Source organism: Microvirga calopogonii (assembly GCF_003347665.1).
In the GTDB taxonomy this organism is placed as follows: Bacteria; Pseudomonadota; Alphaproteobacteria; order Rhizobiales; family Beijerinckiaceae; genus Microvirga; species Microvirga calopogonii.
The window spans coordinates 1-25207 of the sequence record NZ_QDGA01000026.1 but is presented as its reverse complement, the minus strand read 5'-3'; the positions used below and the strand labels follow the sequence as shown (position 1 = coordinate 25207).

Here is a 25207-nt window from a genome sequence, read left to right as displayed (position 1 = left end):
CGATGCAGGCCAACCTTCGGCACCCATCAGCGCAACACCACGACCTTGGTGCCGACGCGAGTTCGGTTGTAGAGGTCGACGACGTCGGCATTGGTCATCCGAATGCACCCGGAGGAGACCGCATAACCGATGGTCTCCGGCTCGTTGGACCCGTGGATCCGATACATGGACGAGCCAAGATAAAGTGCCCGGGCGCCCAGCGGGTTGCCCAGGCCGCCCTGCATGTAGCGCGGCAGATCGGGGCGCCGCCGCAACATCGCAGCCGGTGGACTCCAGGCGGGCCACTCCCGTTTCATGCTGACTGTCTTGATCCCGGTCCAGGTGAAGCCGGGCCGTCCCACACCGATGCCGTACTGAATCGCCTGCCCGTCGCCGAGGACGAAATAGAGCCGGCGCTGACTGGTGGAGATGACGATCGTGCCGGGGCGCTCGTAGCCGGACCAAGCAACCACCCGCCGCGCGGTAGGGGAAGCTGGACCGCCAAACAGGCGTTCGAGAAAGCTGGCAGGTCCTCCACTAAGGGAGGCAATAGGCTGCGCCTGGACAGAGCCCGCGAACGCCATGCTGCACACAAACGCCACCACAGGGAACACGAAGCGGATCATGGGGGATCTCCTCGCGCGAAATGGCACAGCTTCAACGCCGCATGCCTGCCTTTTGGTTCCCCGCAAATCCGGATTGCCTCAAGAGGGTACGGGTCGGCTTCTGGCTCGCCGGACCCCTGCCTTTCTGGCCGAAGGCCAGATCCGGCACGACAGCCGCAAGCGTGGCGCCGAGCATCGCGCGGCGGCTGGTCGTCAGTGGTCCCATCGCCATGGACATGCTCCGGATCGTGCGGGACGAGGCTTCTCTGCTACCGGGTTTTCTATCTGTGCCGACCCGGGGCTGTCGGCCCGGGAGAAGCAAATGCTCCCGAGCTGGCAGTTCATGATCTTGGCTATCGGGGGCCAACGGCACCCTCGACGGAGGTCACGCTGCCAGGGATGCGGTGTCGATCACGAAGCGATACTTCACCTCGCCCTTGAGCATCCGCTCATAGGCTTCGTTGATCTCGTCGGCCCGGATCATCTCGATGTCGGCAACGATCCCGTGCTCGGCACAGAAATCCAGCATCTCCTGCGTCTCGGGTATGCCGCCGATCATCGAGCCGGCCAGGCTGCGGCGCTTCATGATCAGGCTGAACACTTCCGGCGACGGGTGCGGCGTCGCGGGCGCCCCCACGAGCGTCATGGTGCCGTCGCGCTTGAGCAGCGCGAGGAAGGCATCGAGGTCATGGGGCATTGCCACCGTATTGAGAACGAAGTCGAGGCTCTTGGCATGTGCCGCCATCTCGTCCGCGTTGCGGGAGACGACGACCTCATGCGCGCCCAGTGCCTTGGCGGCCTCGCGCTTCGACTCGGAGGTGGTGAAGGCCACCACGTGCGCGCCCATCGCGGCTGCGAGCTTGATGCCCATGTGACCCAGGCCGCCGATGCCGACAACGCCCACTTTGTGGCCTGGTCCCACATTCCAGTGCTTCAGGGGTGAGTACGTGGTGATCCCGGCGCACAGCAGCGGGGCGACGGCGGCCAGTTGCTCCTCGGGGTGGCTGATGCGCAGCACGTAGCGCTCGTGCACCACGATCTGCTGCGAGTAGCCACCGAGCGTGTGACCCGGCGCATCGGGCGTGGGTCCGTTGTAGGTACCGACCATGTGGTCGCAATAGTTCTCCAACCCGTCGCTGCAATCATCGCAGCGCCTGCAGCTGTCGACGATGCACCCCACGCCGACCAGATCGCCGACCTTGTGGCTCGTCACATGTGCGCCGACCGCCGACACGCGGCCGACGATCTCGTGGCCCGGCACGCAAGGGTACAGGGTGCCGGCCCATTCGGCACGAACCTGATGGATGTCCGAGTGGCACACGCCGCAGAAGGCGATCTCGATGCCGACATCGTGTGGACCGACCGACGGCTGATGTCCATCGGCTCGAGCGGCTTGTCTCCGGCATAAGCGCCAAAGGCCTTTACAGTCATGGAAGCGTACTTTCGTTGATTAGATCATTGGCAGACGTTTACGAGCTGCGGCGAAGCGAGCAGGCATCGTCTGAAGCTGCTCTCATGAGCCCTGCTCATGAATCCCTTCCCGGTCGAGCGAGGCCCTATCGGACGGCGTATTCTTGGTCGGTGACCAGTTCCATCCAATCAGCGTTCTTGCCGTCGCGAATGTAGGTGATCGCGACGTGGCTCATGCCGTTGGTGTCGGTCGCACCATGCCAGTGCTTGATCCCGGCCGGGATCCACACCACGTCGCCGGACGTGATCTCCTGGCGGGCCTGGCCTTCGCGCTGGACCCAGCCCTTGCCCGCCGTGACGATGAGCATCTGACCCGCCGGATGGCTGTGCCAGGCGGTGCGGGCACGCGGGGCAAAGGTCACCAGCCCCGACGAGGCCGGGGTCTCGACGGAGGGCGGCGTGAGAAGATCCACGACCACTTGGCCCGAGAAGTTCTTCGGATCGGCGATCACCGACGGCGAGGAGCCGCTCGGAAAGACCTGGATCTCCTGCGCATTGGCCGGAGGACCACCGAGTGCGGCCGCGGTCATGCTGGCTGCGATGAGGGTGTTCTTCACGTTGGATCCTTTCACGATATGGAAGGGCGGAATAGCGGCGGTCAGTTGGACCGACCCTTGAAGACCTCCGCGACGACCGGACCGGCCGAGAAGGCATTGGGCCAGCCGGCATAGAAGGCGATCTGCGTGACCACCTCACCGGCCTGTTCCTGCGTCAGACCGTTGTCCAAGGCCCTGTTGAGATGGCCCGCGAGCTGGGCCACCTGGCCGTTCGCCATCAACGACGTGATGGTCACGAGGCTGCGGTCGCGCGGCGACAGGTCGGGGCGCAGCCACACGTCCTTGAAGAGCGGATCGGTGGTGTACTGATCGAGGCCGGGAGCCGCGGTTCCGAGAAGGCGCTGCACGCTCGCGACCCGGGTTGCCTCCGCCTGCTCGTTCAGCGGCATGAGCTGCGGCGATGCGGCCGGCAACTGATCCGGTCCAATCTTGCGTTGGGTGAAAATGTCCTTGGTGACGGCAATCGCCGTCATGGCGTTCGGCCAGCCCGCGTAGAAGGCGAGGTGCGTGATGGTCTCGGAGAGCTCGCGCGGTGTCACGCCGCTATCGAGGGCAAGATTGATGTAATGCAGCAGATCCAGCGTCTGATTGCGGGCGATCAGGATCGCCACCGTGACGAGGCTGCGATCCCGACGAGAGAGTTGCGGACGCTGCCACAGGCCGTCGGCGACATCCTCCTTGGCGTATCGGCCGAGGGCCGGAGAGACGGACTGGATGTCGGCTGCCGAGAGCGAGGAAGCGGTTTCGAGGGGTGTCGACATGAAAGCAGTTCCTTGGGCAAGGGCAGGTGTTCCCAACGCGAGGGATGCGAGTGTGGCTGCCAGCAACTCCATGGGCGATGATCCTTTGCACGTAACTCGATGGGTGAGGGGGGCGGCACGACGATTGCGGCAGCCGGTGTGGTGCTCACGTGAGCGCGGATGATCCCGCACGCTTCGTCACGAACGCCATGAGGCCTGCGGCAGCCAGGATGGCTGCGCTCGCACCGAAGGTGCTCTGATAACCGCTCATGTCGAACAGCAGGCCGCCGACGGTTGCGCCCAGGGTGATCGCCAGTTGGATGGCGGCCACCATCAGCCCGCCGCCGGCTTCGGCATCGTCCGGCAAGGTCCGGGTCAGCCACGTGTTCCAGGCCACGGGGGCCGGGGTGCCAAGCAAGCCCCATTACCCGAGCAGGAAGGCCGTCCCGGCAAGCCAGTCTCCGAACGTGATCAGGGCCACGGCAATCGCCGCCATCCCGAGCGGAATCGCGATCATCACGCCATACATCCCGTTCTTCAGGAAAGATCCGACCAAGCTCGTCCCGGCGAGGCCAGTGATCCCTAAGAGCAACAGGATGAGGGACAGGGTCGGAACGTCGACATGGGTCACCATCTCGAGGAACGGCCGCAGGTAGGTGAACAGCGCGAACTGGCCCATGAAGAACAGAGTGATCGCCACGATGCCGGAGGCCACTACGGGCTGGCGGAGCAGCTTGAACACATTACCTGAACCGGTCCCCCGGCCGGCCTGCATGGAGGGCAGCTTTGCCAGCAGCCAGACCAGCGCGATGGCCGCCAGGGGCACCACGCAGAAGAAGGCTCCGCGCCACCCGATGTACCCGCCGAGAAAGCTGCCGAGCGGCGCCGCGACGATGGAGGATAGTGCCGTCCCGCCTTGCAGGAGCGCCAGGGCACGCGGCACGCTGTCTTCCGGCACCAGGCGCATCACCGCCGCAGTGGACATCGACCAGAAGCCCCCGATGGCGACGCCAAGAACCGCCCGGCCGAGCATGAGGATCGTGTAGTTCGGCGCCAAGGCCACGACCGAACCGGAGACGATCAGGGAAAGGGCCAACACGAGCAGGACGGTGCGCCGATCCCATCGGGAGGTCAGGCCCGAGATGGACAGGCTCGTGAGCACCGCGAAGATGCCGGAAACGGAGATGGCCTGCCCGGCTTGGCCCTCCGTCATGTGAAGGTCGGCGGCAATGGGGGGCAGCAGGCTGACCGGCATGAACTCGGAGGCGACGAGCACCATGCAGCACAGCGACATGGCGAGGACCGCGCCCCATGCCGGAGAGCGGTCAGGGATGATGTCACAGGTAGAAGCGGTTCCGATTGTCATTAACGTCTCACGATACCGATGGGAGGCCGGAAGATAGGCGATCCTCATTGGAGCGATTAGGTGCTAAGACGCGCATGAACCTATGAGAAGGGCTCATGAATGGCGCGCGACAACATCAATGACCTGATCGCCTTCCTGGCCGTCGCGCGGGAGCGGAGCTTCACGAAGGCTGCCGCTCAGCTCGGCGTCTCCCAATCAGCCCTGAGCCATACGGTGCGCGGTCTCGAGGAACGATTGGGCGTGCGGCTTCTGACCCGGACCACCCGGAGTGTGGCGCCCACGCAGGCGGGCGAGCGCCTGCTCCGGACAGCCGGCCCCAGACTGGCTGAGATTGAGGCCGAGCTGGATGGATTGAGCGAGTTCCGCGAGAAGCCCGCCGGCACGATCAGGATCACCGCAGGCAACCATGTCACCGATACGATCCTGTGGCCGAAGCTCAGGACGTTGCTTCTCGACTATCCCGACATCAAGGTGGAGATCGCCCTCGACGAGACCCTGGCCAACATCGTCGAGCAACGGTTCGATGCGGGTGTGCGCCTCGGCGAGCAGGTTGCCAAGGACATGATCGCGGTGCGCATCGGCCCCGATGTCCGCTTCGCGGTGGTCGGAGCACCGTCCTATTTCGTGGACAAAGCGCGGCCCAGAACCCCTCAGGACCTCCTCGGTCACACCTGCATCAACCTGCGCCTTCCCACCTATGGCGGGCTTTATGCCTGGGAATTCGAGCGTGATGAACATGAGCTCGCCGTCCGGGTCGAGGGACAACTCGTATTCAACGGCATCTTCCAGGTTCTCAATGCCGCCGTGGACGGCTTCGGGCTCGCTCACGTCCCGGAGGACATCGCGCTGCCGCATATCGCCGCCGGACGCCTTGAGCGCGTCCTCGAGGATTGGTGCCCGGCGTGGACGGGGTACCACTTGTATTACCCGAGCCGCCGCCAATCCTCGCCAGCCTTCAACCTCGTTGTCGGGGCTCTGCGCCATCGGGGCTGAGACGAGGCCCGCTCCTTCAAATTTCTGCGAGATTGATGAGCCGAGCTCATAGGGGCATGCGTCGCAGCTCCGCTAATTCTCTGCTTTCCCGCTTGCCATTGTTTAGCCGGACCCAGGCATCGGCCTGAGCAGGAAAGACGGAGACACAAGCATGAGCAAGCAGAACAGTCCTGAGAATAGCGAAGCCCCGACGCGTGGCCTTGGCCGGCGCGACCTCCTGAAGCTGACCGGTGCCGGCGTCGCCGCGCTTGGTGCCGGGTCGCTTTTCAATGCTTCCGACGCGAAGGCTCAGGGTGGGTCAAACGCATGGGACAAGGTTTTCCCGCGAAGCGAGAAGGTCGATCACCAGAAGGTCACTTTCAAGAACCGCTACGGCATCACCCTGGTGGCCGATCTCTATCAGCCGAGAATCCGTGCCGACAGGAAGCTTGCGGCGCTCGCCGTCAGCGGTCCGTTCGGTGCCGTGAAGGAGCAGTCGTCGGGTCTCTATGCGCAGACCATGGCGGAGCGTGGATTCGTCACGCTGGCTTTCGACCCGTCTTATACTGGGGAAAGCGGTGGCGAGCCTCGCAATGTCGCCTCACCGGACATCAATACCGAGGATTTCAGCGCGGCGGTGGATTTTCTCGGCCTGCACCCATCCGTCGATCGCGAGCGGATCGGCATCATCGGGATCTGCGGCTTTGGCGGGATGGCCTTGAGTGCCGTCGCCGTGGACAAGCGCGTCAAGGCCGTTGCGGCCAGCACCATGTATGACATGACGCGCGTCATGTCCCGCGGCTACAACGATAGCGTGACCCTCGAACAGCGCACGAAAGCGCTTGAGCAAATGAGCCGGCAGCGTTGGAGCGATGCGGAAAAGGGAACTCCGGCTTACCAGCCCCCATTCAACGAGCTGAAAGGCGGCGAGGCGCAGTTCCTGGTCGACTACCACGACTATTACCGGACACCGCGCGGGTACCATGCGCGCGCCGTCAACTCAGGCAACTCCTGGACACAGACCACGCCGCTGTCGTTCATGAACATGCCGCTCCTGACCTACATTGCGGAAATCGCGCCACGCCCGGTCCTGTTGATCCATGGCGAAAAGGCCCACTCGCGCTACTTCAGCGAGACTGCTTATGCGGCTGCGGCGGAGCCGAAGGAGCTTCTCATCATCCCGGGCGCCAACCACACCGATCTGTACGACCGTATGGACGTGATTCCGTTCGACAAGCTCCAGTCGTTCTTCGATCGGCACCTCTCCGCTTGAGCGGCGATATGGAGCCTGGGCACTTTGGTTCAGGCTCCATCAAGGCGAGGAGACAACCGGATGCTGAAATCCCTGCGGGCGCCGCTCTCATCGCCGCCGCACGGCTGTCATTCTGGAACTATCCGGGCATGCTCATGCTGCCATGACGCTCTACGTCAACAATGGTATCGCGGTATCGCACTTTGGCCCGGCTTCACGCTGAAGCTCGGGCGCCTGCCGATATTGACATGCATTACCCTCTAGGGTGCGTCACCGCAGGATGGTCATCCCGTCCATTCGGCGAGTGCGGGACCGCGACAGTGTTCCGCGTTGCCCGCTCCATAGGGCAATCTTGCCGCGCAAGCGGGATCGTTGATTTATGAGCCCGCTCATTAATCCGACGCGACCGTCCCGGAGTGCCGCCGGGGTAGGATCACGGGCTCGGTCTGACGATGATGGATCGAAGATCCGGTCAGGTGAGCGGGATCAGACGGCACGTCCTCCTTGATAGCGTGCGAAGGTCTTCTGACCGGAGGGGCCGAAGAGGACGACCTCATAGGTGTCGTTCTCGACCCCGGGCACCTCCATGCCCGGCGAGCCGACCGGCATTCCCGGGACGGCCAGCCCCTTGGCCTGTGGCTTCTCGATCAGCAGGCGCTTGATCGCGTCCGCTGGTACGTGGCCCTCGATGACGTAGCCGCCGACCTCCGCCGTGTGACAGGAGGCGAGGTCATCGGGAACGTCGAGCCGCACTTTCACCCGGTTGATCTCGGCCGTCTCATGGACCTCAACGGGAAATCCGGCGGCCTTGAGGTGGTCGACCCAGCCGGAACAGCAGCCGCAGGACGGATCCTTGCTTACGACGACCTTTGGCAGGCCCGCATCGGCAAGGGCGGGCCCCATGGCCAGGACCGCCCCCGCGGTGCCGAGGACGGTCAGGAAACGGCGGCGGTCGAGCATGGATTCCTCCTTCAGGCTGCGGTCGGGGTGTAGCCGGCCTCTGTCACGAGGGCCTTGATGGAACTCAAATCGGTGCTGCCGCGGACCGAGACAAGCTTGGAGGCCGGATCGGCCTCGACGCTCGTGCCGGGCAGGCCCGTCTCGATGGCCTTCCTGATCGTGCCGGCGCAATGCCCGCAGGTCATATCCTCGACCCGCAGGGTAAGGGTGGACGGGTCACGATCGACGGTCTGGGTGGACTGGCTCTGGTGGGTGCTGCATCCGCACATCGCTTCATCTCCATTTTATGACGGTGATGGTGCAACCGTGCGGCTTACAATGGTGGCAAGGTCAAGAGGCCGTTGCGCCGATCGACGACAAGGCGCCTCGGCCGTCTCACGGAACCGCTCGCGCGCGCCATCGTTGGGACCATGAGCTCAAGGACGATGCCGTGCATGACCTGATCCGCTTCGTGCTCAGCCGCCTGACGGTCGCTCTGGTGGCCATCGCCCTCGCCAGCGCTCCGCTGTATGCGGCCGTTCGGGCCGAGGCCAACGATCATGGGGCGTCCACCCACGCGGTGGGAACCACATACGCATCCCTGGGCCAGCCTGATCACCACCACGGCAGCACCTCCAAGCCTCATGAGGCCGGGCAGTTCTGCTGCCATCCCGGCTGCATCATGGCCGTGGTTCCGGTCCTCTCGAACCTGGCGCAGGGCGTGCCGCTGTCCGAAGCGGTTCCGATCCCGCCGGACCTGACTCCCGTGCCGGACGTGCCGTCCGGCATCGGCCGCCCGCCGAAACGCACCTGATCCGGAACAAAGCGGCCATGCCGCTTGCAAGTCAGCCGGCCCGTTGGCGCGTCGGGCGCCGCGTCCGCCCGGGCTGAAGACCTCACGCGCCTGAACCCAGGAGACGGACATGCACCGGATGTCCAAGGAGATGCAATCCTGCATCGACGAATGCCTGCGCTGCTACCGGACCTGCCTCGGCATGGCGATGACCCACTGCCTGGAGCAGGGCGGCAAGCACGTGGAGCCGGATCATTTCCGCCTCATGATGGCCTGCGCCGAGATCTGCCGCACCTCGGCCGACTTCATGCTGATCGGCACGCCCCACCACAAGCACACGTGCCGCGAGTGCGCCGAGATCTGCGAGGAGTGCGCCAAGTCCTGCGAACAGGTCGGCGACATGCAGGAATGCGTCGACCAATGTCGCCGCTGTGCCGAGAGCTGCCGACAGATGGCGGCCTGAACCTCACAACCCTGGAAAGAAAACAAGATGACCATCCGAACCATCACTCTCGCGACCCTGCTTGCCTCCGCCACGGCATGGGGCACCATGGCCCAACAGTCTCAGGCCCCGCAGGGCCAAATGCAGCATCCCTCCGGCGGCCAGATGGCCATGTCGGCCGAGAGCCTGCCGGAGGAGTGCCGGACGGCCGTGCAGGCGGGCGGCCAGATGCAGGGCATGCAGAACATGCAGGGCATGGATATGTCGGGAATGATGCAGAACATGCAGGGCATGATGGCCAACATGAACGAGGCCCAGAAGGGCTACATGCAAGCCATGATGAAGATGCACGGCCCGATGATGGCCGCCCACATGATTAAGGACTCCGACGTCGCCTTCATCTGCGGGATAATCGCCCACCACCAGGGCGCGATCGACATGGCCGACGTGGTCCTCAAGACGGGCAACAACGCCGAGGCCAAGAAGATGGCCGAGAAGACGAAGAAGGAGCAGGGCCAGGAAATCGCCGAGATGAAAGAATGGCTACAGAAGAATGCCAAGAAGGAAGGCGCCCAGTAGACTTGTGAACTGTCGCACTCGTTGGACGCAGGCGTTGCGACCTGAGGGAGCCTCGTGCTTCCAGGCTCCCTCAGGTGTATAATTGCTGCGTGGGGGTCCAAGATCGCGGAGGCGATCATGTCGACTTCAACCTTCAAGACGACGCTGCCCACTTCGCAGGCTCATGAAGCGGCCCCGATGCACCTCGTGGCCACGGGGTGGGCGCTGACCACGACCCTCGTCGGACTGTTCGTGATCTGTTACCTGCTGTCGTTCGTCTGGCCGACCTCGGGCCTTGCCCATGGCTGGGTCAGCCTCTTCGCGACGAACCCGGACAGTGCCGGGCGCACTCTCCTGGAAGGGATCGTGGGCAACGCGGTGGCCGCCTGGATCGGGACCGTCCTGTTCGTGCCGGTCTACAACAGGATGATCGGACGCTGAGGGAGTGATCAGACGATGCCGGACAGGCGTCCTGCGAGACCGGCCGCGAGCAGGGCTAGGGAGCCCCAGCACGTCCAATAGGCCGCCGGAGCCCTGCGACCCAAAAGGCGTTGATGTGTGTGAACATGTCGAGCAAGCCCAGTGCGCACACGATCTCGTACTGCATCTTCGTGGGCTTGTGAGCGATCTGGTCGGGGAGGGCGTGCAGTCTCAGGTAAAAGAGACCTATCGCGAGCACGAACGCGACCAGAAAGATCGCCATTCCGACCATGAGGTAGTCTGTTCCAGCGTGAGACGCAATGAAGATCGGCAGCGCGTGCGGTGCCAACGGATGAATTGAAGGTGTCACGGCTTGCCCTCCGAAGAAAGGCGTGCGTCCCACTCTCCAAAGCTACTACATTCTTCAACTCGGCGCCACGCGGGCGCTGCCTGCTTCCCACTTGTCGACGTCATCGCGGCCTTCTTCCATCGGCCCGCCCGGTCAGGCCATCACAGGTGCACGGTGCGCAGGCGGATGGCGTTGCCGATCACGCTGACCGACGACAGGGCCATCGCGGCCGCCGCGATGATCGGCGACAGCAGGATGCCGAAGAACGGATACAGCACGCCCGCCGCTACCGGCACGCCAAGGGCGTTGTAGATGAAGGCGAAGAACAGGTTCTGGCGGATGTTGCGCATGGTGGCCCGCGACAGCCGCCGGGCCCGCACGATGCCCGTCAGATCTCCTTTCAGCAGGGTGACGCCCGCGCTCTCCATGGCGACATCGGTGCCGGTACCCATCGCGATACCGACATCCGCCGCCGCCAGTGCCGGCGCGTCGTTGACGCCGTCACCCGCCATGGCGACGACGCGCCCAGCGGACTTGTGCCGCTGGACGACGGCGCTCTTCTGGTCCGGCAGAACCTCGGCCTCAACCTCTTCGATTCCGAGGCGGCGGGCGACGGCCTTGGCCGTCGTCCAATTGTCGCCCGTGAGCATCACCACCCGCACGCCTTCTTCCTTGAGGCCCGCGAGCGCCTCGGCCGTCGAGGCCTTCACCGGATCGGCGATGGCGATGGCGCCCGCCACGCGTCCGTCGATGCCGGCGAAGATGGCGGTCGCGCCGTCCTCGCGCAGACCGTCGGCCTGTTCCGCAAGCGGGCTGACGTCGACGCCGTGCTCGGCCAGGAACGCCTTGTTGCCGAGAATGATCCGCCGGCCCTCGACGGTGCCGAGCGCGCCCTTGCCAGTCGGCGAGTCGAAGTCCGTGACCGGCGCAGTCGCGATATTCTGCTTCTCGGCTGCGGCGACGATGGCCACCGCGAGCGGATGCTCGCTCGCCCGCTCCACGCTCGCCGACAGGCGCAACACCTCGGCCTCCGTGAACCCTGATGCAGGCACGATGGCGGTGACGGCCGGCTTGCCCTCCGTGAGCGTTCCCGTCTTGTCGACCACGAGCGTGTCGACCTTCTCTATGTGCTCCAAGGCTTCGGCGTTCTTGATCAGCACGCCGGCCTGGGCACCCCGTCCGACGCCGACCATAATCGACATCGGGGTGGCCAGTCCCAGCGCGCACGGGCAGGCGATGATGAGGACCGCAACCGCAGCGACAAGGCCGTAGGAGAACTGCGGCTCCGGACCCCAGATCGCCCAGGCGATGAAGGCCAGCACCGCCATCCCGATGACCGCGGGAACGAAGTAGCCGGACACCTGGTCTGCCAGACGCTGGATCGGCGCGCGGCTGCGCTGGGCCTCGGCCACGAGCTGGACGATCTGCGACAGCATGGTGTCGCGCCCGACCTTCTGCGCCTCGATGATGAGACCGCCCGACTGGTTCATGGTGCCGCCGATGACCTTGGCGCCGACCTCTTTGGTCACGGGCATGGACTCACCCGTCACCATGGACTCGTCTACCGCGCTGCGCCCCTCGAGCACGGCACCGTCGACCGGGACCTTCTCGCCCGGGCGCACCCGCAGTCGGTCTCCCGCCTGCACGGTGTCGAGCTGGACCTCCTGCTCGGTACCATCAGGGAGAATTTTGCGGGCCGTCTTCGGCGCAAGATCGAGCAGGGCGCGGATGGCGCCGCTCGTGGTCTCCCGTGCTCGAAGCTCCAGCACCTGCCCGAGTAGGACCAGCACCGTGATCACGGACGCTGCCTCGAAGTAGACCGCCACTGAGCCGTCAAGGCCGCGGAAGGCCGCCGGGAACATGTCGGGCGCCAGCGTCGCCACCATGCTGTAGACCCACGCCACGCCTGTTCCCATGGCGATCAGCGTGAACATGTTCAGGTTGCGCGTGACGAGGGACTGCCAGCCGCGCACGAAGAAGGGCCAGCCGGCCCAGAGCACGACGGGAGTGCCCAAGAGCATCTGGATCCAGTTCGAGGTCTGTTGGCCAACGTAGTGGCTCAGCCCCGTCAGATGACCGCCCATCTCCAGGGCCACCACCGGCACGGATAGGGCGAGTCCGATCCAGAAGCGGCGTGTCATGTCGACGAGTTCGTGGCTCGGGCCCGTCTCCGCCGTCGCCAGGACGGGTTCGAGCGCCATGCCGCAGATCGGGCAGGAGCCGGGACCGACCTGGCGGATCTGGGGATGCATCGGGCAGGTATAGATCGTGCCCTCGGGGACGGACTCCGCCTTCCGGGCGGTTGCCGGCTCGACGTAGTTGGCGGGCTCGGCCATGAACTTCGACTGGCAGCCTGGGGAGCAGAAGTAATACGGCTTGCCCTGGTACTGGGCCCGGTGCTTGGTTTCGTGCGGGTCGACCATCATCCCGCAGATCGGATCCTTCACCTTACCGGTGTCCGCTGCAGGTTCATGGTGATGATGGTGTCCAGCATGGTTGTCATGGGCATGGGGAGCATGCTGAGGTCCACCGTGGGAGTGGCGGTCGACGATACGGTTGTCGGTCATGGCTCACCTCGCGTGTTACCCTGGGACTGATGTTCGGCCTTCCGATCATGGGAAGGTCAAGCCGCTCCCATTGTCGGATTATCGGCGGCTGCGCGTTGCGGCATTGATCCAAGGCAACGCGAGGCCGCCGGTGATGGTCACTTTCCCTTCTGGATCCTGACGACGCTGATCTGGCCGTTCACGCGGTCGGCCTGGAACCGGACCTTGTCACCGGTCTTGACGCCTTTCAGGATAGACGGGTCCTGCGCCCGGAACACCATGGTCATCGCATCCATGTTGAGGTTCGGGATCGGCCCGTGGTCAATGGTGACCTTGCCTGCATCGGCATCAACCTTCTCGACCGTCCCGGAAACCACCGGAAGCTGGCTCGCCGCTTCGGGTTGAGGAGCGGGTTGCACCGGAGCGGTCGCCTGGACTTGAGGAGCCGGGGAGCCAGTCCGGTCGAGCGGCCCTGACCCGTGCGGTGACTGGTCCGCCTTGGCGCGGTAGTCCGCCTGGCGGTTGCGGACCTGCCAATCCTTCAATTGGGAAATCTGCTTCTGCTGCTCGTCGATGATCTTCTGCGCCACCTGGCGGAGCTGCTCGTCGGCACCGTGCTCCAACTGCGTCCGGGCGAGGAAGATCAGGTCCTCTTGGTGGGCGATGAGAAGGGCCGCGAAGTCCCTGTCGGGATCTCCCGTGAGCTTCATGTCCTTAAACCGGTCGTCCATGACCTCGCGCACCCGCTCATAGGCGGCAGGGGCCCCTTTGGCAGGCTGCGCCTGAGCAAGCGGGGCGGGGCCGACGGCGACGGTAGCCAGGATGGCTCCAAGGGCGGTGAGGGTAACGGTCAGGCGTTTCATCGCGGTCTCTTTCTTGAAACGGGTTGCCGCCCCGCGAGCCAAAGCCCGCGGGGCGGCGTGGGCCTTACGAGCCCTTCTTGATCGAGGTGACGGAGATCTGGCCATTCACCCGGTCGGCGGTGAACTGCACCTTGTCACCCGCTTTGATGCCCTTGAGCAGGGCCGGATCCTGGGCCCGGAAGACCATCGTCATGGCATCCATGTTCAGGTTCGGAATCGCACCGTGGTCGATGGTGATCTTGCTCTGGGCGGCGTCGACCTTCTCGACCGTGCCGGACACCGTCGGCAGGCTCTGCCCGAGTGCGGCACCCGACAGGGCGATGGCGGCGATCAGGCTGATGGCAATGCGCTTCATGGAAAACTCCATCATTGGGTTGGTTGGGGATTGAGGGATCGGGTTCGTCACTTGACGACGACGGTGCCGTGCATGCCGGACTCGTAGTGGCCCGGGATCAGGCAGGCGAACTCGAAGGTGCCGGGTTTGGTGAAGCGCCAGACGATCTCGTGGGAACCCTTCGGCGCCAGACGCTTCCCGTTCGGGTCGTCGTGCTCCATGTCCGGGTTCTTCTCCATGGCGATCTTGTGCTTGGCGTTATGCTCGATGGTGTCGAGCATGAACTCGTGATCGACCGATCCGTGGTTCTTGAGCACGAACTTCACCTGCTCGCCGCGCTTGATCTCGACCTGATTGGGTTCGAACAGCATCTTCGCGTCGTCGGTCTCCTTCATGGAGACGACGATGGTGCGGGCGACAGGCTTCTTCGCGTCGCCCGGCTCGCCGGCCGCGAACGACCGGTGGCTGTGGCCGGGCTCGCCGGGACCGGCAAGCGCCAGTCCGGTCGAGAGCGCCAACGCCGCGGCAGCGACGACAAGGGTGGAAAGACGAACCGTCATTGAGTGCTCCTTGCTGTGGTTCTGAACGGGATCAGTGATTGTCATGGCCGCCGGCCGTGCGGACCGGCCGCTTCCGCGGATCGACCGCATGGAATTCCGTCGCCTTCATGCCGCTGTCGGGTGACGTCGCGCGGGCGGGCTCGGTAAGCTTCTCGCCCGTCCACTCGTATGCGACCGTCCCCTCCGGGTGCTTGTACCAACCCGGATCCTTGTAATCGTCGGCGGCGAGGCCGGGACGGACCTTCACGACCGAGAACATGCCGCCCATCTCGACCGGACCGAACTGGGCAAAGCCGGTCATCATCGGCAGCGTGTTGTCGGGCAGCGGCATCTCCATCGAGCCCATCTCGCCCATGCCGCTGCCGCCCATCGGCATGTAGCCCGGCGCGATCTTCTTGATGGCCGCAGCCGTCCTCTTCATGTTCACGCCGATGTAGGTCTTCACATCGTGGCCCATGGCATTCATGGTGTGGTGTGACTTGTGGCAGTGGATCGCCCAGTCGCCCGGCGCATTCGCCACGAACTCGAAGGCGCGCATTTGCCCGACCGCCACATCGACGGAGACCTCCGGCCACTGCGCCGTCTCCGGCACCCAACCGCCGTCCGTGCCCGTCACCTTGAAGTCGTAGCCGTGCATGTGGATCGGGTGGTTGGTCATGGTCAGGTTGCCGAACCGGATCCGGACCTTGTCGCCCTGGCGCACCACGAGCGGATCGATGCCGGGGAACACGCGCGAGTTCCAGCACCAGAGATTGAAGTCGAGCATCGTGTTGACCTTCGGCACGTAGCTGCCGGCCTCGATGTCGAAGGCGTTGAGCAGGAAAACGAAGTCGCGGTCGACGCGGCGTTCGGCCGGATCGCGCGGATGCACGACGAAGAAGCCCATCATGCCCATCGCCATCTGCACCATCTCGTCCGAGTGCGGGTGGTACATGAAGGTGCCGGATTTCTGGCAGATGAACTCGTACACGAAGGTCTTGCCCGGCGGGATGTGCGGCTGGGTGAGGCCGCCCACGCCGTCCATGCCGTTGGGCAGGAGCTGGCCGTGCCAGTGCACCGCCGTGTTCTCCGGCAGCTTGTTGGTGACGAAAATGCGGACCTTGTCGCCCTGCACCGCCTCGATGGTCGGTCCGGGCGACTGGCCGTTGTAGCCCCACAGGTGCGCCTTCATGCCGGGCGCGAGCTCGCGCACGACGGGTTCGGCAACAAGGTGGAACTCCTTCCAGTCGCCGTTCTGGCGCCAGGGAAGGGTCCAGCCGTTGAGGGTGACGACGGGCTGGTAGTCAGGGCCGCTCTTCGGATGGAGCGGCGGCTGCATGGTGGCTTCCGTCATGATCGGCGCCTCGGGCAGCCCTGCGGCCTGCGTGCGTCCGCTGACCATGGAAGCGCCTGCGAAAGCCAGGCCTCCGGCGCCGAGAAAACCTCTGCGTGAGAGATCGGTCATTGCGTGTCTCCTTGTCAGTGTCCCCCGCCACCGCCGCCAGCGGCGGCAGCCACGGATTCCCCTCCGCCTTCGGCACCGCCACCTGCGCCGCCGCCAACGAGGGCAGCCTTGAGGTCCGTGGCGGCGATCCAGAAGTCGCGGCGGGCGTTGATAGCGTCGACGTTGCTGAGAATGCGGGTGCGGGCGTCGATGATGAGCTGGCTCACGTCGACGAGCATGCCGCTGTATTGCAGGGTCGCCTCGTCCTGGATCCGCTTCTGCAACGGCAGGACGCGGCCCTGGTAGTGGCGGGCGAGATCGTAGTTGCCGCGGTAGCGCAGATAGGCCTCCCGCGCCTCGGAGCGGACGTTGACGGCCCGCTCGGCCAAGCGGTTGGCCGCGGCCATGTAGGTTTCCTGCGCGTTGCGGACGCCGACCGCGCCGAAGTCAAAGATCGGGATCGTGAACTCGACCTCCAATCCGCGCCGCTTGATCCTCTCGCTCTCGACCACGGCCCGGCCGTCCTCGGTGAAGACGGACGTCGTACGCTCGTAGCTCGAGAGGCCGGCGAGCTCGACGTCGGAGACGAACCGGGTGGCATTCGTCAGGCCGAACTGGCGCGCCGTCGCGTCCAGATCATGGCGCAGGGCCTGGAGATCGACACGCCGCTCGAGCGCACGGCGCTCGATGTCCTGGGCCGAGGCGATGCGTGCCGGAAGCGGCGGCAGGGAGTAGGGCAGGCGGAAGTCGATGTCCCGCCCCCACAGCCCGAGCTGCCGGATCAGGCGTTCGCGGGCGACCTTCTGCTCGATCCGCGCACGGGCGAGCTGGGCGCCGAGTTCCTGGTAGAAGGCATGCTCGCGGGCCTGCTCCAGCTTGTTCAGCGCGCCGCTCTCGCCGAGTTGCTTCGCGAGTTCGGAGGCGGTCTCGGCGGTGCCGAGCGCCTGCTGCATGAAGGCGACCTGCTGGTTGGCCGCGATGGCCCGGTAGTATTCCCGGCGGGTCTCGGCGGCGAGCCGCAGCACGGCCTCGGCGGTGCGGAACTGGGCGGCGCGGAAGCGTTGCTCGGCGACAGCGGTCCGGGCGGGCAGGGTGGCGAGCTCGAACAGCCCGATCAGGATCTGGCGCTCGACCTCCAGCTCCAGGCTGCCGCCGAGGCGGGACAGGGACACAGTCGGGCTCGGAGGCAGGCTCGTCTGGACGTAGTCGGCCTCCGACACGCCGAGGTCATTGAACGCGGCTTGCAGGCCCCTGTTCTTCAGCAGCGCGATCTGCACGGCGCTCTCTGGCGTGAGCGGGCGCTTCAGCAGGTCTTCGACCCGCTGCTGGATGCCGATGGCCTCGGCTTCGCTGGTGATCTTGACGACGTCCTGGCCCAGCTCGGTGTAGGCGACCGTCTGCGCCGTCGACAGGCCGCCGTCGGCCGAGAACGAGACGCAGCCCCCGACGAACAGCGCGAGGGCGACGCCCCCCAGCAGCCCCAGCCTGCGGGTTGGTCCCGCGGAATTCTTGTCAGTCATCGTGTGGTCTTCCTGAAGCATGGGGTCATCGGCCCCGTCGGGCGGCATCGTTGCTGTCGTCACGTTCGGGTGCGGCGCCCGGGGTGACGCGCCGGTTGAGCTCTCGCCAGTCGAGGGGCTCGACGACGTCATAGGCGCGCACACCCGCGGTCACGGAGGCGTAGCCGGGGCTTCGGATGGCGACGGAGGGATCGGCCGGGGCCGCAAGGTAGGCAGGCGGCGCGGTGGGCACGCAGGCACCAAGGCCGAGGCCAAGGGCCGCAAGGGGAAGGAGCTTGAGCATGGAGTCCATCTCCGGGCGGACCTCCGCAGGGCGGCTCCGAATCGAGGCCGAGCCGGGGTGGACAGGAGTCCATCCGTCACGGCGGCCCATATTCTGATCGCGCACTGGGAAGTGTGACCGGTTCGAGCTTGAGGACGGTCGCGCCGTCCCTCGGGAGCGGGCGCGCCGGTTCGTGCGGGCGTCAGCCGCCCGCGTTTGGCTCAGACGGTTCGAGGGGGCCTGTCGAGGCCGCCTGCCGTGATGCCCCCGACCTGCTCGTCACCGGGCACGGCTATGGGAAGGCGGGACGCAGCAGGGGAGTCAAGGACGGGGAGGGCCGTGTCCTGGAACGCATGGCATGTGCCCATGCTGCAGCAGATGGGGCCCGCGCAGCCCTGGGAGCCTTGATCATGGTCCGCGGAGGCGCTCGACGTGACTTCGTCGCCCGAGGCCGGACGATGCACATGTTCATGCTCTCCGCCACCGACGCGGTGCTCGTGGGAATGCCCATCGCTGCTGCTGACGGCAGCGGCGTGGCGATGCCCGGCCGCCGCCGCCGCCTGCGGCACGGAGATCGGGAAGATCGCCATGGTGATCGCAAGCAGAGCAACGATGATGGTGGCCATCAGCCGCAAAGGCGGAACACTCCGGTTGGTCGGATTCGGGCATTTTTCACGAAAGCCCTGGTTCGACAAGATGTGGCCCATTGGACTCACCCGAGGGGGAGAAGGACCGGCTCGGCCGGATAGCCGGCACTCCTGAGGGCCTGCAGCAGGGCGGATTCGAAGCGGCGCGAGAAGACCTTGATGGTGCGTGCCGTGAGGTTCGCCTCGATGCGGATGGTGTTGTCGATGTCCTGAAGCGCCCGGACGACGAAGCCCAGGCAGCCGCCGCAAGCCAGGTCGGGCACGTGGAAGAGATGCATGGCAGGACCCTCGATTCGCTGGAAGACCCAGCCTGTCTGGACCTTGCCATCGTGGTAAGGTCAACGCCCTTGTACGGACTGCGCGCTGCCGCGGCCGGCAAATCCCCGCCTCCCGGGCTAGCGCATCGTGCGATGCCCTGTGGGTGAGGGGGAGCGCGTCGGCGGCGAGGCCATTGACCCCGCACCCCTGTTGCGTGTTACCTCGTCACCGGAGCCGGACGCATCCGGTTCTGGGGCGTGAGAACCCCGACCTGTAGCGGCCGGTATCGGCCGTGAACGATGCCTTCCCAACCTTACGGTCGGGGAGGCGATGGCGCATGTCCAGGGCGAAAGCCTAAAGGTCATCGCGGCCGTCTACAGGCGGCTTCTCAACTCCCCGGCCACCAGGGCTCCTGGTGGCCGTCTGCACCACTTGGGGAGTGATCGATGAGTGTTTCCGCCAAATCTCCGAACCATGCCGACCGCCGCATCGGCCAGCGCATCCGCCTGCAACGCGTCGCCCTCGGCCTGAGCCAGGACACGTTGGCCAACGCCCTCGGGCTCACCTTCCAGCAGGTTCAGAAATACGAGAGGGGCATCAACCGAGTCAGCGCCAGCCGCCTGGAGGAGATCGCCCGGGTGCTGAAAGTGCCGGTGGCATTCTTCTACGACGACGAAGCGGACGCATCGACCGCGTTGCCGCGTCTGACCGATACCCCGCAGAACCTGTCGCTGCTGCGCGCTTTCCAAACCATCACGCATCCAGCCCTGCAGAAGCAGGCCCTGGCCTTGGTGCAGGCCATCGCGGCGATGAAGCCGTGAGGCGCGCCCGAGCGGGTGCGTGCGCGGTGCCCCGCCGCCATGGCCGTATTTGTGCCGGCCATCCCCGTCACTGGCCCGTCCTGCGGGAAAAGACGTGGCGCTCTACCGGCACGACCGCCAGCCCGAGACAGCAAGCCCGGGACGATGGACTGGACCAACCCGCCGCCCAAATTGATCGGGCGAGGGCAGGTGGTGCAGGGCGTGTTCCGCAGGCCGGAGGCGTGAGGAGGGAACGCCACCCTCAACGTCATGGCCGTCCCCGGACTTGATCCGGGGATCAGTTCCGGCCACCCAAGTCTTATCCCACCGCGCAGAAAAAGACGTGGATGGCCGTGTCGAGCACGGCCATGACGCGGGAGGGTGCTGATCCGTTCGTGTCAAAGAGCCAGCACCTTGGGGCCCGCAGCTTGCGCTGCGAGCCTTGCGGGTGGATCGAGGGTGGCGCGTCGTGCGGCCCGGCTCGATTGTCTATGGAATGCTAGGAGCCGAACCGCTCTTCGCGCACGGTACTTTTAGGCGTTTAGACTTGGACCAGCACATGGCTGCCAAGGGCCTCCCGCCGACAAGCTTGCGAGGCCTGCCGCGGGACCGTGCCGGTTCCCTTCTCTGCGACGCCTCGCGAAAGCGCCCCTCGTCGGAACCGATCTGCGCAATGATATATCTCATGCCATGAAGCGTGTCAAGAACAAAACAAGAACAAGCCCGCCGTGACCCACCCTCGACGTCATGGCCGCGCTTGACCCGGCCACCCACGTCTTCGACCGACTGCACAGAAAAAGGCGTGGATACCCGCGACAAGCGCGGGCATGACGGTGGAGGTGCGCGCGCAACTAAGTATCATCCAAGCATGCAAAAGGGCGGCTGGGTCTACCTCATGACGAAACGGCGCAACGGCACGCTCTATCTCGGCGTGAGAGCGATCTCGCCCGCCGCGCCTGGGAGCACCGCGAGGGCGTCGTTCCCGGCTTCACCAAGCAATACGGCCTCACGCGCCTCGTCTGGTACGAGCGCTTCGAGGACATCCGCGATGCGATCCAGCGCGAGACCACCATGAAGCACTGGCCCCGCGCCTGGAAAATCCGCCTCATCCACGGCATGAACCCGCTCTGGGACGACCTCTACGAGACGCTGAACCAGTAAGCGCGCACATCCTCAACGCGCCATCGTCATGCCCGCCCATGGCGCGGCCTCCACGCCTCGTCGCCTCCACCGCAAACCCACCCGCGTCATGCCCGGCCCCGTGCCGGTCATCCACGTCTTTCCGCACCGACCACAAAACCCTCCGCCGTCATGGCCGCATTCATTGCGGCCATCCACGCCTTTGCAACGGCGCGGCTCCTCAGACGTGGATGGCCGGGTCAAGCCCGGCCATGACGTGGGAGGGGCAGGAGACGTGACGCGTAATTAGAATATGCGAAGCTCTGCGCATGCTCGGACGAATGCCTGCAATCCCACCCGCCGCCGCCACCTGCCGCCGCATCTCCGCGACGATCTCGGGCAGCGCGCTCATCTCCACGTCAGTGTTGAAGTGGGGCAGGGCGCCGACGCTTTCATAGAGCCTGATCGCGACACTCTCCGGCGCGAGCTTTTGCAGCGCGCGCAGAGCCATGGTGTTGAGCGAGGCGGCACGCAGGCTGCCGGAGAGGGCAAGGAGGTGCATGGGCTTAAATCTTAGAACACGCCGACGCGCTTCTGGCCGAGGGCAGGGCATCGAGGAGCTAGGCCACCGCGCCAGCGCTTCCCGCGCCGCCGAGAAAACCCCGTTCCGCCTACGACGAGGATGTTCATGGCGCGCTTTCCCTGAAGCCGCGATTCTTCGGGTTTAGGCTGACTAAGAAAACTGAGTAGTCACTGTTGAATCAGACTTTCCTTAGCAACAGTTGCTTCATTGTCTGATTTGGACGTTAGGCCACGTAGGTCGATGGGCTCTCCACTCACTTCGGCCATAAAGTTTGTGGGCCCAATATCGATTGGCTGATTATCAGTCGGTTGTGCAACTTCTATGGACTCGTCAGGGCTTGTCCCCATCATCATGTGATAGTGACCTTCTTGATTTGTTTTCTCGAAAATTCGACGAAAGACCGACAGGTACTTATCCGTGGTATGTTCATCACCAGACACGAATAAGTCATCACTTGCGAAGTGAGATCCTTCATTGATCCATGAATAAAGGGATCTGCATATCAACTGGTCCTCACCCTCGAAGCATTCAATGACCGAGTCTTTGTCCCTATTGCCTAAGATTGTAAAATAGTACTCTAATATTCGCCTCAGTACGTTTTGGATTGTGAGATTTGACCGAGTGCCGTCCTTTAGCTCAGACCAAAGCAATTCATATGATGTTTTGATCGGATTTGAGTCGTATCTAGTCGCCTGCGAGATGTTGTTTTGCTTTCTGATGATCCAGAAACTCTCGTCTTTCAAGCACCCGTTGGATCTCTTTGAATCGTACGAAGATTCTTTATGGAAGTAGATGTTGTGAGTTAATATAAAGACCTGCTTGATTGGGCTTTGTGGATTGCGGCACTCAACGATGATCTTTTTGACTAAGCTGCTGACAACGAAAAGAACCTCGCTATCCAAGCTTGAAATTGGATCATCTATTACGACAACCCTGCTGCTCGTAACGTTTCCTGCTGAGGTGCCGCCCCAGACCATGTAGTAGAAATACAAGAAAGCAATGAATGTTCTTTCGCCCTCACTGAGCGTAGCTCCTACATCGTCTCCATTGGGTCGAACTACGCGGTAACAGTTGGCTCTATCCTCTGCAACAGCGAGCTTGAAATTGCTAAACCCAAACGATTTTAAGATGCAATTTATAGCGTCAACCGTCGGCTGGACGCTAGTAACCTTGGTTTCTAGAGACGCGAGCTCTCTTCGCTTTTCAGCTAATTCGTCGCCCTTTTTAGCAATGCCCGTCTCAAGGCCTGAAATTGCTTTTTCCAAAGCATCTCTGCTCTTCTGAAACTGCTCTAAGCCGACCTTGGCCTCATCGAGAATAAGGCGCCATACCTCATCCGTAAGCGCTTTCCTTTCACGTTCTAAGTTATCTATTTTGTCATTGTGCAAAGAGATCGATCTGTTGGCTTCCTGAATTGTGGCGACAATATCAGCCAGCGGACCCGATGCTGTTTCCAGCTTTGTTACTCGGCTAGGCTCTTTCCGTTTTGATTGCAGAATGCTCTGATTGCCTTGGATTGCAGCCCTCAGGCGCTCTGTATCGGCGCTGATTTTATCAAGACTCAGATAGGTCGGAGCTGCCTCAATCAGGTTATCTAAAAAGCCTAAGACGTCGGTCGAAATTTGCTCATAACGCCTCAAAAGCAGATCGATCTCTGCAATATCGGCTAGATATTGCTCGTCGAAGTACTCATCAAGACTCTTTGCAAAGTCGTGGTTGGTGCCTTGTTGGCAAAAGGGGCACGTTCCGGGATTGTGGTCGAAATACTTTCTGCCCTCTTTCACCCAATCTGCGTTTCCAAGTTTTTGGATCAATGCAGCTATGTTTACATCATTGCGGCCGATAACAACTTTGGACAATATAGGCGCATTTTCTTGCTCGATGAGTGTATTGAGTTTTGGCGTTTGGATGAGGGCTTGCTTCGTAGGCGTGCTTGCAAATACGGTTGCTGCACGTCGCTTCAGTTCATCGCGAGTATGAAGCTTCGCCGTATTAATGCACGCTTCTTCTAAAAGTCGATTTCTGAATGAGACTTTTGAGTTTCTCAAACCGCGAAAAGCTTCCTGAAAATCGGCGTCATATCTCGTTTTGAATGTCCAGGAATAAACATCAATTTCTTCGATCAGCTTTTCGAGTTCGGCCCGTTTTCCAATTTTCCCGTCACTGCCGAATAGCGTCGAGCGTAAACTTTTTATGTCTCGTTCGATCTCCTCACACTTCAGTTTAGCCGTTCTTATGCATCGGAAGAGGGATGAGGGCTGGCGGATGTAGCTTAAGCACTTGAAGCAGCGTAGGATTTGGTTGCTGAAGCCGATCCTGCTCTCCGTTCGAGGCTGCCACACCCGCCATGCCGGACGATACACCTGCCACCTTCCCGTTTCCAGCCGTGTCCCGCAAGAAGATCACCGCCGCGTTCGACGGCGGGCGCTTGTCGTCCGACGGCGGCGTCATGCTTCTGGCCCAGGCCGAGCGCCGCCTTGGCATCGCCGAGCGGCTCGCCGGCTTCATCCCGGATCGGCGCGATCCCGTCCGCGTGACGCACGCGATCACAGACATGCTCCGCGCCCGCATCTTCGCCATCGCGTGTGGCTATGAGGACTGCAATGACTTCGGCCCGCTGCGCGCCGATCCGGCGTTCAAGCTCGCCTGCGGGCACCTGCCGGAGACTGGAGCGGATCTGGCCTCGCAGCCGACCCTCTCGCGGCTGGAGAATGCGCCGACGATCCGCGATGCGATCCGGTTGACCTATGCTCTGGTCGATCAGTGGATGGACAGCTATGTCACGCCCCCTGACGGAGTGGTGCTGGACATCGACGACACCTGCGACGTGGTGCATAGGCACCAGCAACTGTCCTTGTTCAACGCGCACTATGACGAGCGCTGCTTTCTGCCGATCCATGTCTATGACAGCACCGGCCGCCCGGTGGCGATCGTGCTGCGGCCGGGCAAGACGCCCTCCGGCCGTGAGGTGCGGGCTTACTTGCGACGCCTCGTGCGCCGCATCCGCACACGTTGGCCTCTCACGCAGATCACGATCCGCGGCGACAGTCACTATGCCCGCCCCGAGGCCATGGACTTCTGCGAGCAGAACGGCGTCAGCTATCTGTTCGGGCTGGCCGGCACCCGGCCGCTCACCGCCAAAGTCCAGAACGAGGCGGATGCGGTGCGCACCCAGCGGGCGGTGGACGACTGCGAGGTCGTGCGTGGCTTTGCCGAGACGACACACCGGGCCAAGAGTTGGTCGTGCGAGCGTCGCGCGATCGCCCGCATCGAAGCCACCCGCCTGGGGCTCGACATCCGCTGTGTGGTCACCAACCTGATCGGGACCAGCGCGCGGGTCATCTATGAGAGCCTATATTGTGCCAGGGGCCAAGCCGAGAACTGGATCAAGTTCCACAAGGCGCACCTCGCGTCCGACCGAACCTCGTGCCGGCGCGCGGTGGCCAACCAAGTTCGGCTGGTGCTGCACACGGCCGCCTACTGGCTGATGCTGGCGGTGCGGGAGGCGATCCCGGCTGCACGCGATCTCGCCCGGGCTGAGTTCGCCACGCTGCGGTTGCGCCTGCTCAAGATCGCCGTGCGGGTGCAGGAAACGGCGAGCCGCATCCGACTGGCCTTCGCCTCCGGCTGCCCGGACGCTGACCTCTTCCGCGCCGTAGCGGCGACACTCCTGCCCAGCCCGCGAGCAGCCTCGCCCTGAGAGACGGGGCCGCCATCGCCCTGATCGCTCTATCCTGCCCCTGCCAACGCGTTCCCCACGTGCCAGACCTCGCTGCGGTGAAAGAGACGCAACGGATTGGCTCGCCTCGCCGCAAATCAGGTCAATGCAGCAAACTCTGGTGAATAGGAA

The 25207-nt window shown here is 63.8% G+C and carries 26 protein-coding genes and 3 pseudogenes; 9 read left to right on the top strand and 20 right to left on the bottom strand.

Annotated features, from left to right (window positions below; genetic code table 11):
- Positions 1–26 precede the first annotated feature (26 nt).
- The 6 genes and pseudogenes from DDF70_RS18825 to DDF70_RS18800 form a co-directional block, all read right to left on the bottom strand.
- The gene (locus DDF70_RS18825) at positions 27–605 is read right to left on the bottom strand and encodes a L,D-transpeptidase (protein ID WP_170316094.1); all 579 of its coding nucleotides are present in this window, start codon (positions 603–605) and stop codon (positions 27–29) included.
- A 31-nt stretch (positions 606–636) separates the two neighbouring features.
- Positions 637–816, bottom strand: coding sequence for a hypothetical protein (locus DDF70_RS18820; RefSeq protein WP_205772448.1), 180 nt, complete (start codon positions 814–816; stop codon positions 637–639).
- 153 nt (positions 817–969) lie between these two features.
- Positions 970–2015, bottom strand: a pseudogene (locus tag DDF70_RS18815) (NAD(P)-dependent alcohol dehydrogenase).
- 125 nt (positions 2016–2140) lie between these two features.
- Positions 2141–2611 carry a (R)-mandelonitrile lyase gene (locus DDF70_RS18810; protein ID WP_114946386.1) on the bottom strand — a complete coding sequence of 157 codons (471 nt, stop codon included), beginning with the start codon at positions 2609–2611 and terminating at the stop codon, positions 2141–2143.
- 41 nt (positions 2612–2652) lie between these two features.
- The gene (locus DDF70_RS18805) at positions 2653–3444 is read right to left on the bottom strand and encodes a carboxymuconolactone decarboxylase family protein (protein WP_114946385.1); all 792 of its coding nucleotides are present in this window, start codon (positions 3442–3444) and stop codon (positions 2653–2655) included.
- 73 nt (positions 3445–3517) lie between these two features.
- Positions 3518–4717: pseudogene (locus DDF70_RS18800) on the bottom strand (MFS transporter).
- A gap of 99 nt (positions 4718–4816) precedes the next feature.
- Here DDF70_RS18800 and DDF70_RS18795 point away from each other — a divergent pair.
- Together DDF70_RS18795 and DDF70_RS18790 are read left to right on the top strand one after the other, a co-directional pair.
- Positions 4817–5710, top strand: a complete 894-nt coding sequence (locus tag DDF70_RS18795; RefSeq protein ID WP_114946384.1) for a LysR family transcriptional regulator — start codon at positions 4817–4819, stop codon at positions 5708–5710.
- Between the two features lie 151 nt (positions 5711–5861).
- On the top strand, positions 5862–6962 hold the full coding sequence (locus tag DDF70_RS18790) for an alpha/beta hydrolase (RefSeq protein ID WP_114946383.1): 1101 nt from the start codon (positions 5862–5864) through the stop codon (positions 6960–6962).
- Positions 6963–7427: 465 nt separating this feature from the next.
- On the opposite strand, the gene DDF70_RS18785 is transcribed toward DDF70_RS18790, so the two are convergent.
- The gene (locus DDF70_RS18785) at positions 7428–7901 is read right to left on the bottom strand and encodes a DUF411 domain-containing protein (RefSeq protein WP_114946382.1); all 474 of its coding nucleotides are present in this window, start codon (positions 7899–7901) and stop codon (positions 7428–7430) included.
- Between the two features lie 11 nt (positions 7902–7912).
- Complete coding sequence (locus tag DDF70_RS18780; protein WP_114946381.1) at positions 7913–8170, bottom strand: heavy-metal-associated domain-containing protein; 258 nt, start codon at positions 8168–8170, stop codon at positions 7913–7915.
- 161 nt (positions 8171–8331) lie between these two features.
- On the opposite strand from DDF70_RS18780, the gene DDF70_RS18775 reads away from it, so the two are divergent.
- From DDF70_RS18775 to DDF70_RS18760, 4 genes are all read left to right on the top strand, one after another.
- Positions 8332–8694, top strand: a complete 363-nt coding sequence (locus DDF70_RS18775; RefSeq protein WP_162820492.1) for a hypothetical protein — start codon at positions 8332–8334, stop codon at positions 8692–8694.
- 109 nt (positions 8695–8803) lie between these two features.
- Complete coding sequence (locus DDF70_RS18770; RefSeq protein WP_114946379.1) at positions 8804–9136, top strand: four-helix bundle copper-binding protein; 333 nt, start codon at positions 8804–8806, stop codon at positions 9134–9136.
- 27 nt (positions 9137–9163) lie between these two features.
- Positions 9164–9694, top strand: coding sequence for a DUF305 domain-containing protein (locus DDF70_RS18765; protein ID WP_114946378.1), 531 nt, complete (start codon positions 9164–9166; stop codon positions 9692–9694).
- Between the two features lie 117 nt (positions 9695–9811).
- Positions 9812–10114 carry a hypothetical protein gene (locus DDF70_RS18760; RefSeq protein ID WP_114946377.1) on the top strand — a complete coding sequence of 101 codons (303 nt, stop codon included), beginning with the start codon at positions 9812–9814 and terminating at the stop codon, positions 10112–10114.
- A gap of 55 nt (positions 10115–10169) precedes the next feature.
- Here the strand turns inward: DDF70_RS18760 and DDF70_RS18755 are convergent, their stop codons facing one another.
- From DDF70_RS18755 to DDF70_RS18710, 10 genes are all read right to left on the bottom strand, one after another.
- The gene (locus tag DDF70_RS18755) at positions 10170–10463 is read right to left on the bottom strand and encodes a hypothetical protein (protein WP_162820491.1); all 294 of its coding nucleotides are present in this window, start codon (positions 10461–10463) and stop codon (positions 10170–10172) included.
- Between the two features lie 140 nt (positions 10464–10603).
- Entirely contained in the window at positions 10604–13009 is a 2406-nt protein-coding gene (locus DDF70_RS18750) for a heavy metal translocating P-type ATPase (protein WP_114946375.1), read from the bottom strand.
- Positions 13010–13146: 137 nt separating this feature from the next.
- On the bottom strand, positions 13147–13851 hold the full coding sequence (locus DDF70_RS18745; protein WP_114946374.1) for a copper-binding protein: 705 nt from the start codon (positions 13849–13851) through the stop codon (positions 13147–13149).
- A 64-nt stretch (positions 13852–13915) separates the two neighbouring features.
- The gene (locus DDF70_RS18740; protein WP_114946426.1) at positions 13916–14206 is read right to left on the bottom strand and encodes a copper-binding protein; all 291 of its coding nucleotides are present in this window, start codon (positions 14204–14206) and stop codon (positions 13916–13918) included.
- A 47-nt stretch (positions 14207–14253) separates the two neighbouring features.
- Entirely contained in the window at positions 14254–14745 is a 492-nt protein-coding gene (locus DDF70_RS18735) for a cupredoxin domain-containing protein (protein WP_114946373.1), read from the bottom strand.
- A gap of 31 nt (positions 14746–14776) precedes the next feature.
- On the bottom strand, positions 14777–16189 hold the full coding sequence (locus tag DDF70_RS18730) for a multicopper oxidase family protein (protein WP_114946372.1): 1413 nt from the start codon (positions 16187–16189) through the stop codon (positions 14777–14779).
- Between the two features lie 14 nt (positions 16190–16203).
- Positions 16204–17688, bottom strand: coding sequence for a TolC family protein (locus tag DDF70_RS18725; protein WP_245435556.1), 1485 nt, complete (start codon positions 17686–17688; stop codon positions 16204–16206).
- A 25-nt stretch (positions 17689–17713) separates the two neighbouring features.
- Entirely contained in the window at positions 17714–17971 is a 258-nt protein-coding gene (locus tag DDF70_RS18720; protein WP_245435555.1) for a hypothetical protein, read from the bottom strand.
- A 200-nt stretch (positions 17972–18171) separates the two neighbouring features.
- Entirely contained in the window at positions 18172–18657 is a 486-nt protein-coding gene (locus DDF70_RS18715) for a hypothetical protein (RefSeq protein ID WP_114946370.1), read from the bottom strand.
- A gap of 5 nt (positions 18658–18662) precedes the next feature.
- A complete protein-coding gene (locus tag DDF70_RS18710) occupies positions 18663–18875 on the bottom strand; it encodes a heavy-metal-associated domain-containing protein (RefSeq protein ID WP_114946369.1) in 213 nt (70 codons plus the stop codon).
- Between the two features lie 426 nt (positions 18876–19301).
- On the opposite strand from DDF70_RS18710, the gene DDF70_RS18705 reads away from it, so the two are divergent.
- Positions 19302–19676: a helix-turn-helix domain-containing protein gene (locus DDF70_RS18705; RefSeq protein ID WP_114946368.1), complete on the top strand. Its 375-nt coding sequence runs from the start codon at positions 19302–19304 to the stop codon at positions 19674–19676.
- Positions 19677–20550: 874 nt separating this feature from the next.
- Positions 20551–20816 (top strand): annotated as a pseudogene (locus DDF70_RS18700) (GIY-YIG nuclease family protein).
- Between the two features lie 199 nt (positions 20817–21015).
- Here the strand turns inward: DDF70_RS18700 and DDF70_RS38125 are convergent.
- Positions 21016–21336 carry an NADPH-dependent FMN reductase gene (locus DDF70_RS38125; protein ID WP_245435554.1) on the bottom strand — a complete coding sequence of 107 codons (321 nt, stop codon included), beginning with the start codon at positions 21334–21336 and terminating at the stop codon, positions 21016–21018.
- Between the two features lie 188 nt (positions 21337–21524).
- Positions 21525–23720 (bottom strand): AAA family ATPase, encoded by a 2196-nt coding sequence (locus tag DDF70_RS18690; protein ID WP_162820490.1) that lies wholly within the window; start codon positions 23718–23720, stop codon positions 21525–21527.
- Here DDF70_RS18690 and DDF70_RS18685 point away from each other — a divergent pair.
- Positions 23705–25057, top strand: a complete 1353-nt coding sequence (locus tag DDF70_RS18685; protein ID WP_114946366.1) for an IS1380 family transposase — start codon at positions 23705–23707, stop codon at positions 25055–25057. The genes DDF70_RS18690 and DDF70_RS18685 overlap by 16 nt on opposite strands.
- Positions 25058–25207 lie beyond the last annotated feature (150 nt).

Bases quoted from the DNA above. Each gene is read 5' to 3' on its own strand.
- DDF70_RS18780 (WP_114946381.1), bottom strand. From the start codon at position 8,170: ATGTGCGGATGCAGCACCCACCAGAGCCAGTCCACCCAGACCGTCGAT.
- DDF70_RS38125 (WP_245435554.1), bottom strand. From the start codon at position 21,336: ATGCACCTCCTTGCCCTCTCCGGCAGCCTGCGTGCCGCCTCGCTCAAC.
- DDF70_RS18745 (WP_114946374.1), bottom strand. From the start codon at position 13,851: ATGAAACGCCTGACCGTTACCCTCACCGCCCTTGGAGCCATCCTGGCT.
- DDF70_RS18725 (WP_245435556.1), bottom strand. From the start codon at position 17,688: ATGACTGACAAGAATTCCGCGGGACCAACCCGCAGGCTGGGGCTGCTG.
- DDF70_RS18805 (WP_114946385.1), bottom strand. From the start codon at position 3,444: ATGGAGTTGCTGGCAGCCACACTCGCATCCCTCGCGTTGGGAACACCT.
- DDF70_RS18760 (WP_114946377.1), top strand. From the start codon at position 9,812: ATGTCGACTTCAACCTTCAAGACGACGCTGCCCACTTCGCAGGCTCAT.
- DDF70_RS18785 (WP_114946382.1), bottom strand. From the start codon at position 7,901: ATGCTCGACCGCCGCCGTTTCCTGACCGTCCTCGGCACCGCGGGGGCG.
- DDF70_RS18710 (WP_114946369.1), bottom strand. From the start codon at position 18,875: ATGCATCTCTTCCACGTGCCCGACCTGGCTTGCGGCGGCTGCCTGGGC.
- DDF70_RS18790 (WP_114946383.1), top strand. From the start codon at position 5,862: ATGAGCAAGCAGAACAGTCCTGAGAATAGCGAAGCCCCGACGCGTGGC.
- DDF70_RS18720 (WP_245435555.1), bottom strand. From the start codon at position 17,971: ATGCTCAAGCTCCTTCCCCTTGCGGCCCTTGGCCTCGGCCTTGGTGCC.
- DDF70_RS18750 (WP_114946375.1), bottom strand. From the start codon at position 13,009: ATGACCGACAACCGTATCGTCGACCGCCACTCCCACGGTGGACCTCAG.
- DDF70_RS18820 (WP_205772448.1), bottom strand. From the start codon at position 816: ATGGCGATGGGACCACTGACGACCAGCCGCCGCGCGATGCTCGGCGCC.
- DDF70_RS18705 (WP_114946368.1), top strand. From the start codon at position 19,302: ATGAGTGTTTCCGCCAAATCTCCGAACCATGCCGACCGCCGCATCGGC.
- DDF70_RS18730 (WP_114946372.1), bottom strand. From the start codon at position 16,189: ATGACCGATCTCTCACGCAGAGGTTTTCTCGGCGCCGGAGGCCTGGCT.
- DDF70_RS18740 (WP_114946426.1), bottom strand. From the start codon at position 14,206: ATGAAGCGCATTGCCATCAGCCTGATCGCCGCCATCGCCCTGTCGGGT.
- DDF70_RS18735 (WP_114946373.1), bottom strand. From the start codon at position 14,745: ATGACGGTTCGTCTTTCCACCCTTGTCGTCGCTGCCGCGGCGTTGGCG.
- DDF70_RS18765 (WP_114946378.1), top strand. From the start codon at position 9,164: ATGACCATCCGAACCATCACTCTCGCGACCCTGCTTGCCTCCGCCACG.
- DDF70_RS18715 (WP_114946370.1), bottom strand. From the start codon at position 18,657: ATGGGCCACATCTTGTCGAACCAGGGCTTTCGTGAAAAATGCCCGAAT.
- DDF70_RS18685 (WP_114946366.1), top strand. From the start codon at position 23,705: ATGCCGGACGATACACCTGCCACCTTCCCGTTTCCAGCCGTGTCCCGC.
- DDF70_RS18825 (WP_170316094.1), bottom strand. From the start codon at position 605: ATGATCCGCTTCGTGTTCCCTGTGGTGGCGTTTGTGTGCAGCATGGCG.
- DDF70_RS18795 (WP_114946384.1), top strand. From the start codon at position 4,817: ATGGCGCGCGACAACATCAATGACCTGATCGCCTTCCTGGCCGTCGCG.
- DDF70_RS18770 (WP_114946379.1), top strand. From the start codon at position 8,804: ATGCACCGGATGTCCAAGGAGATGCAATCCTGCATCGACGAATGCCTG.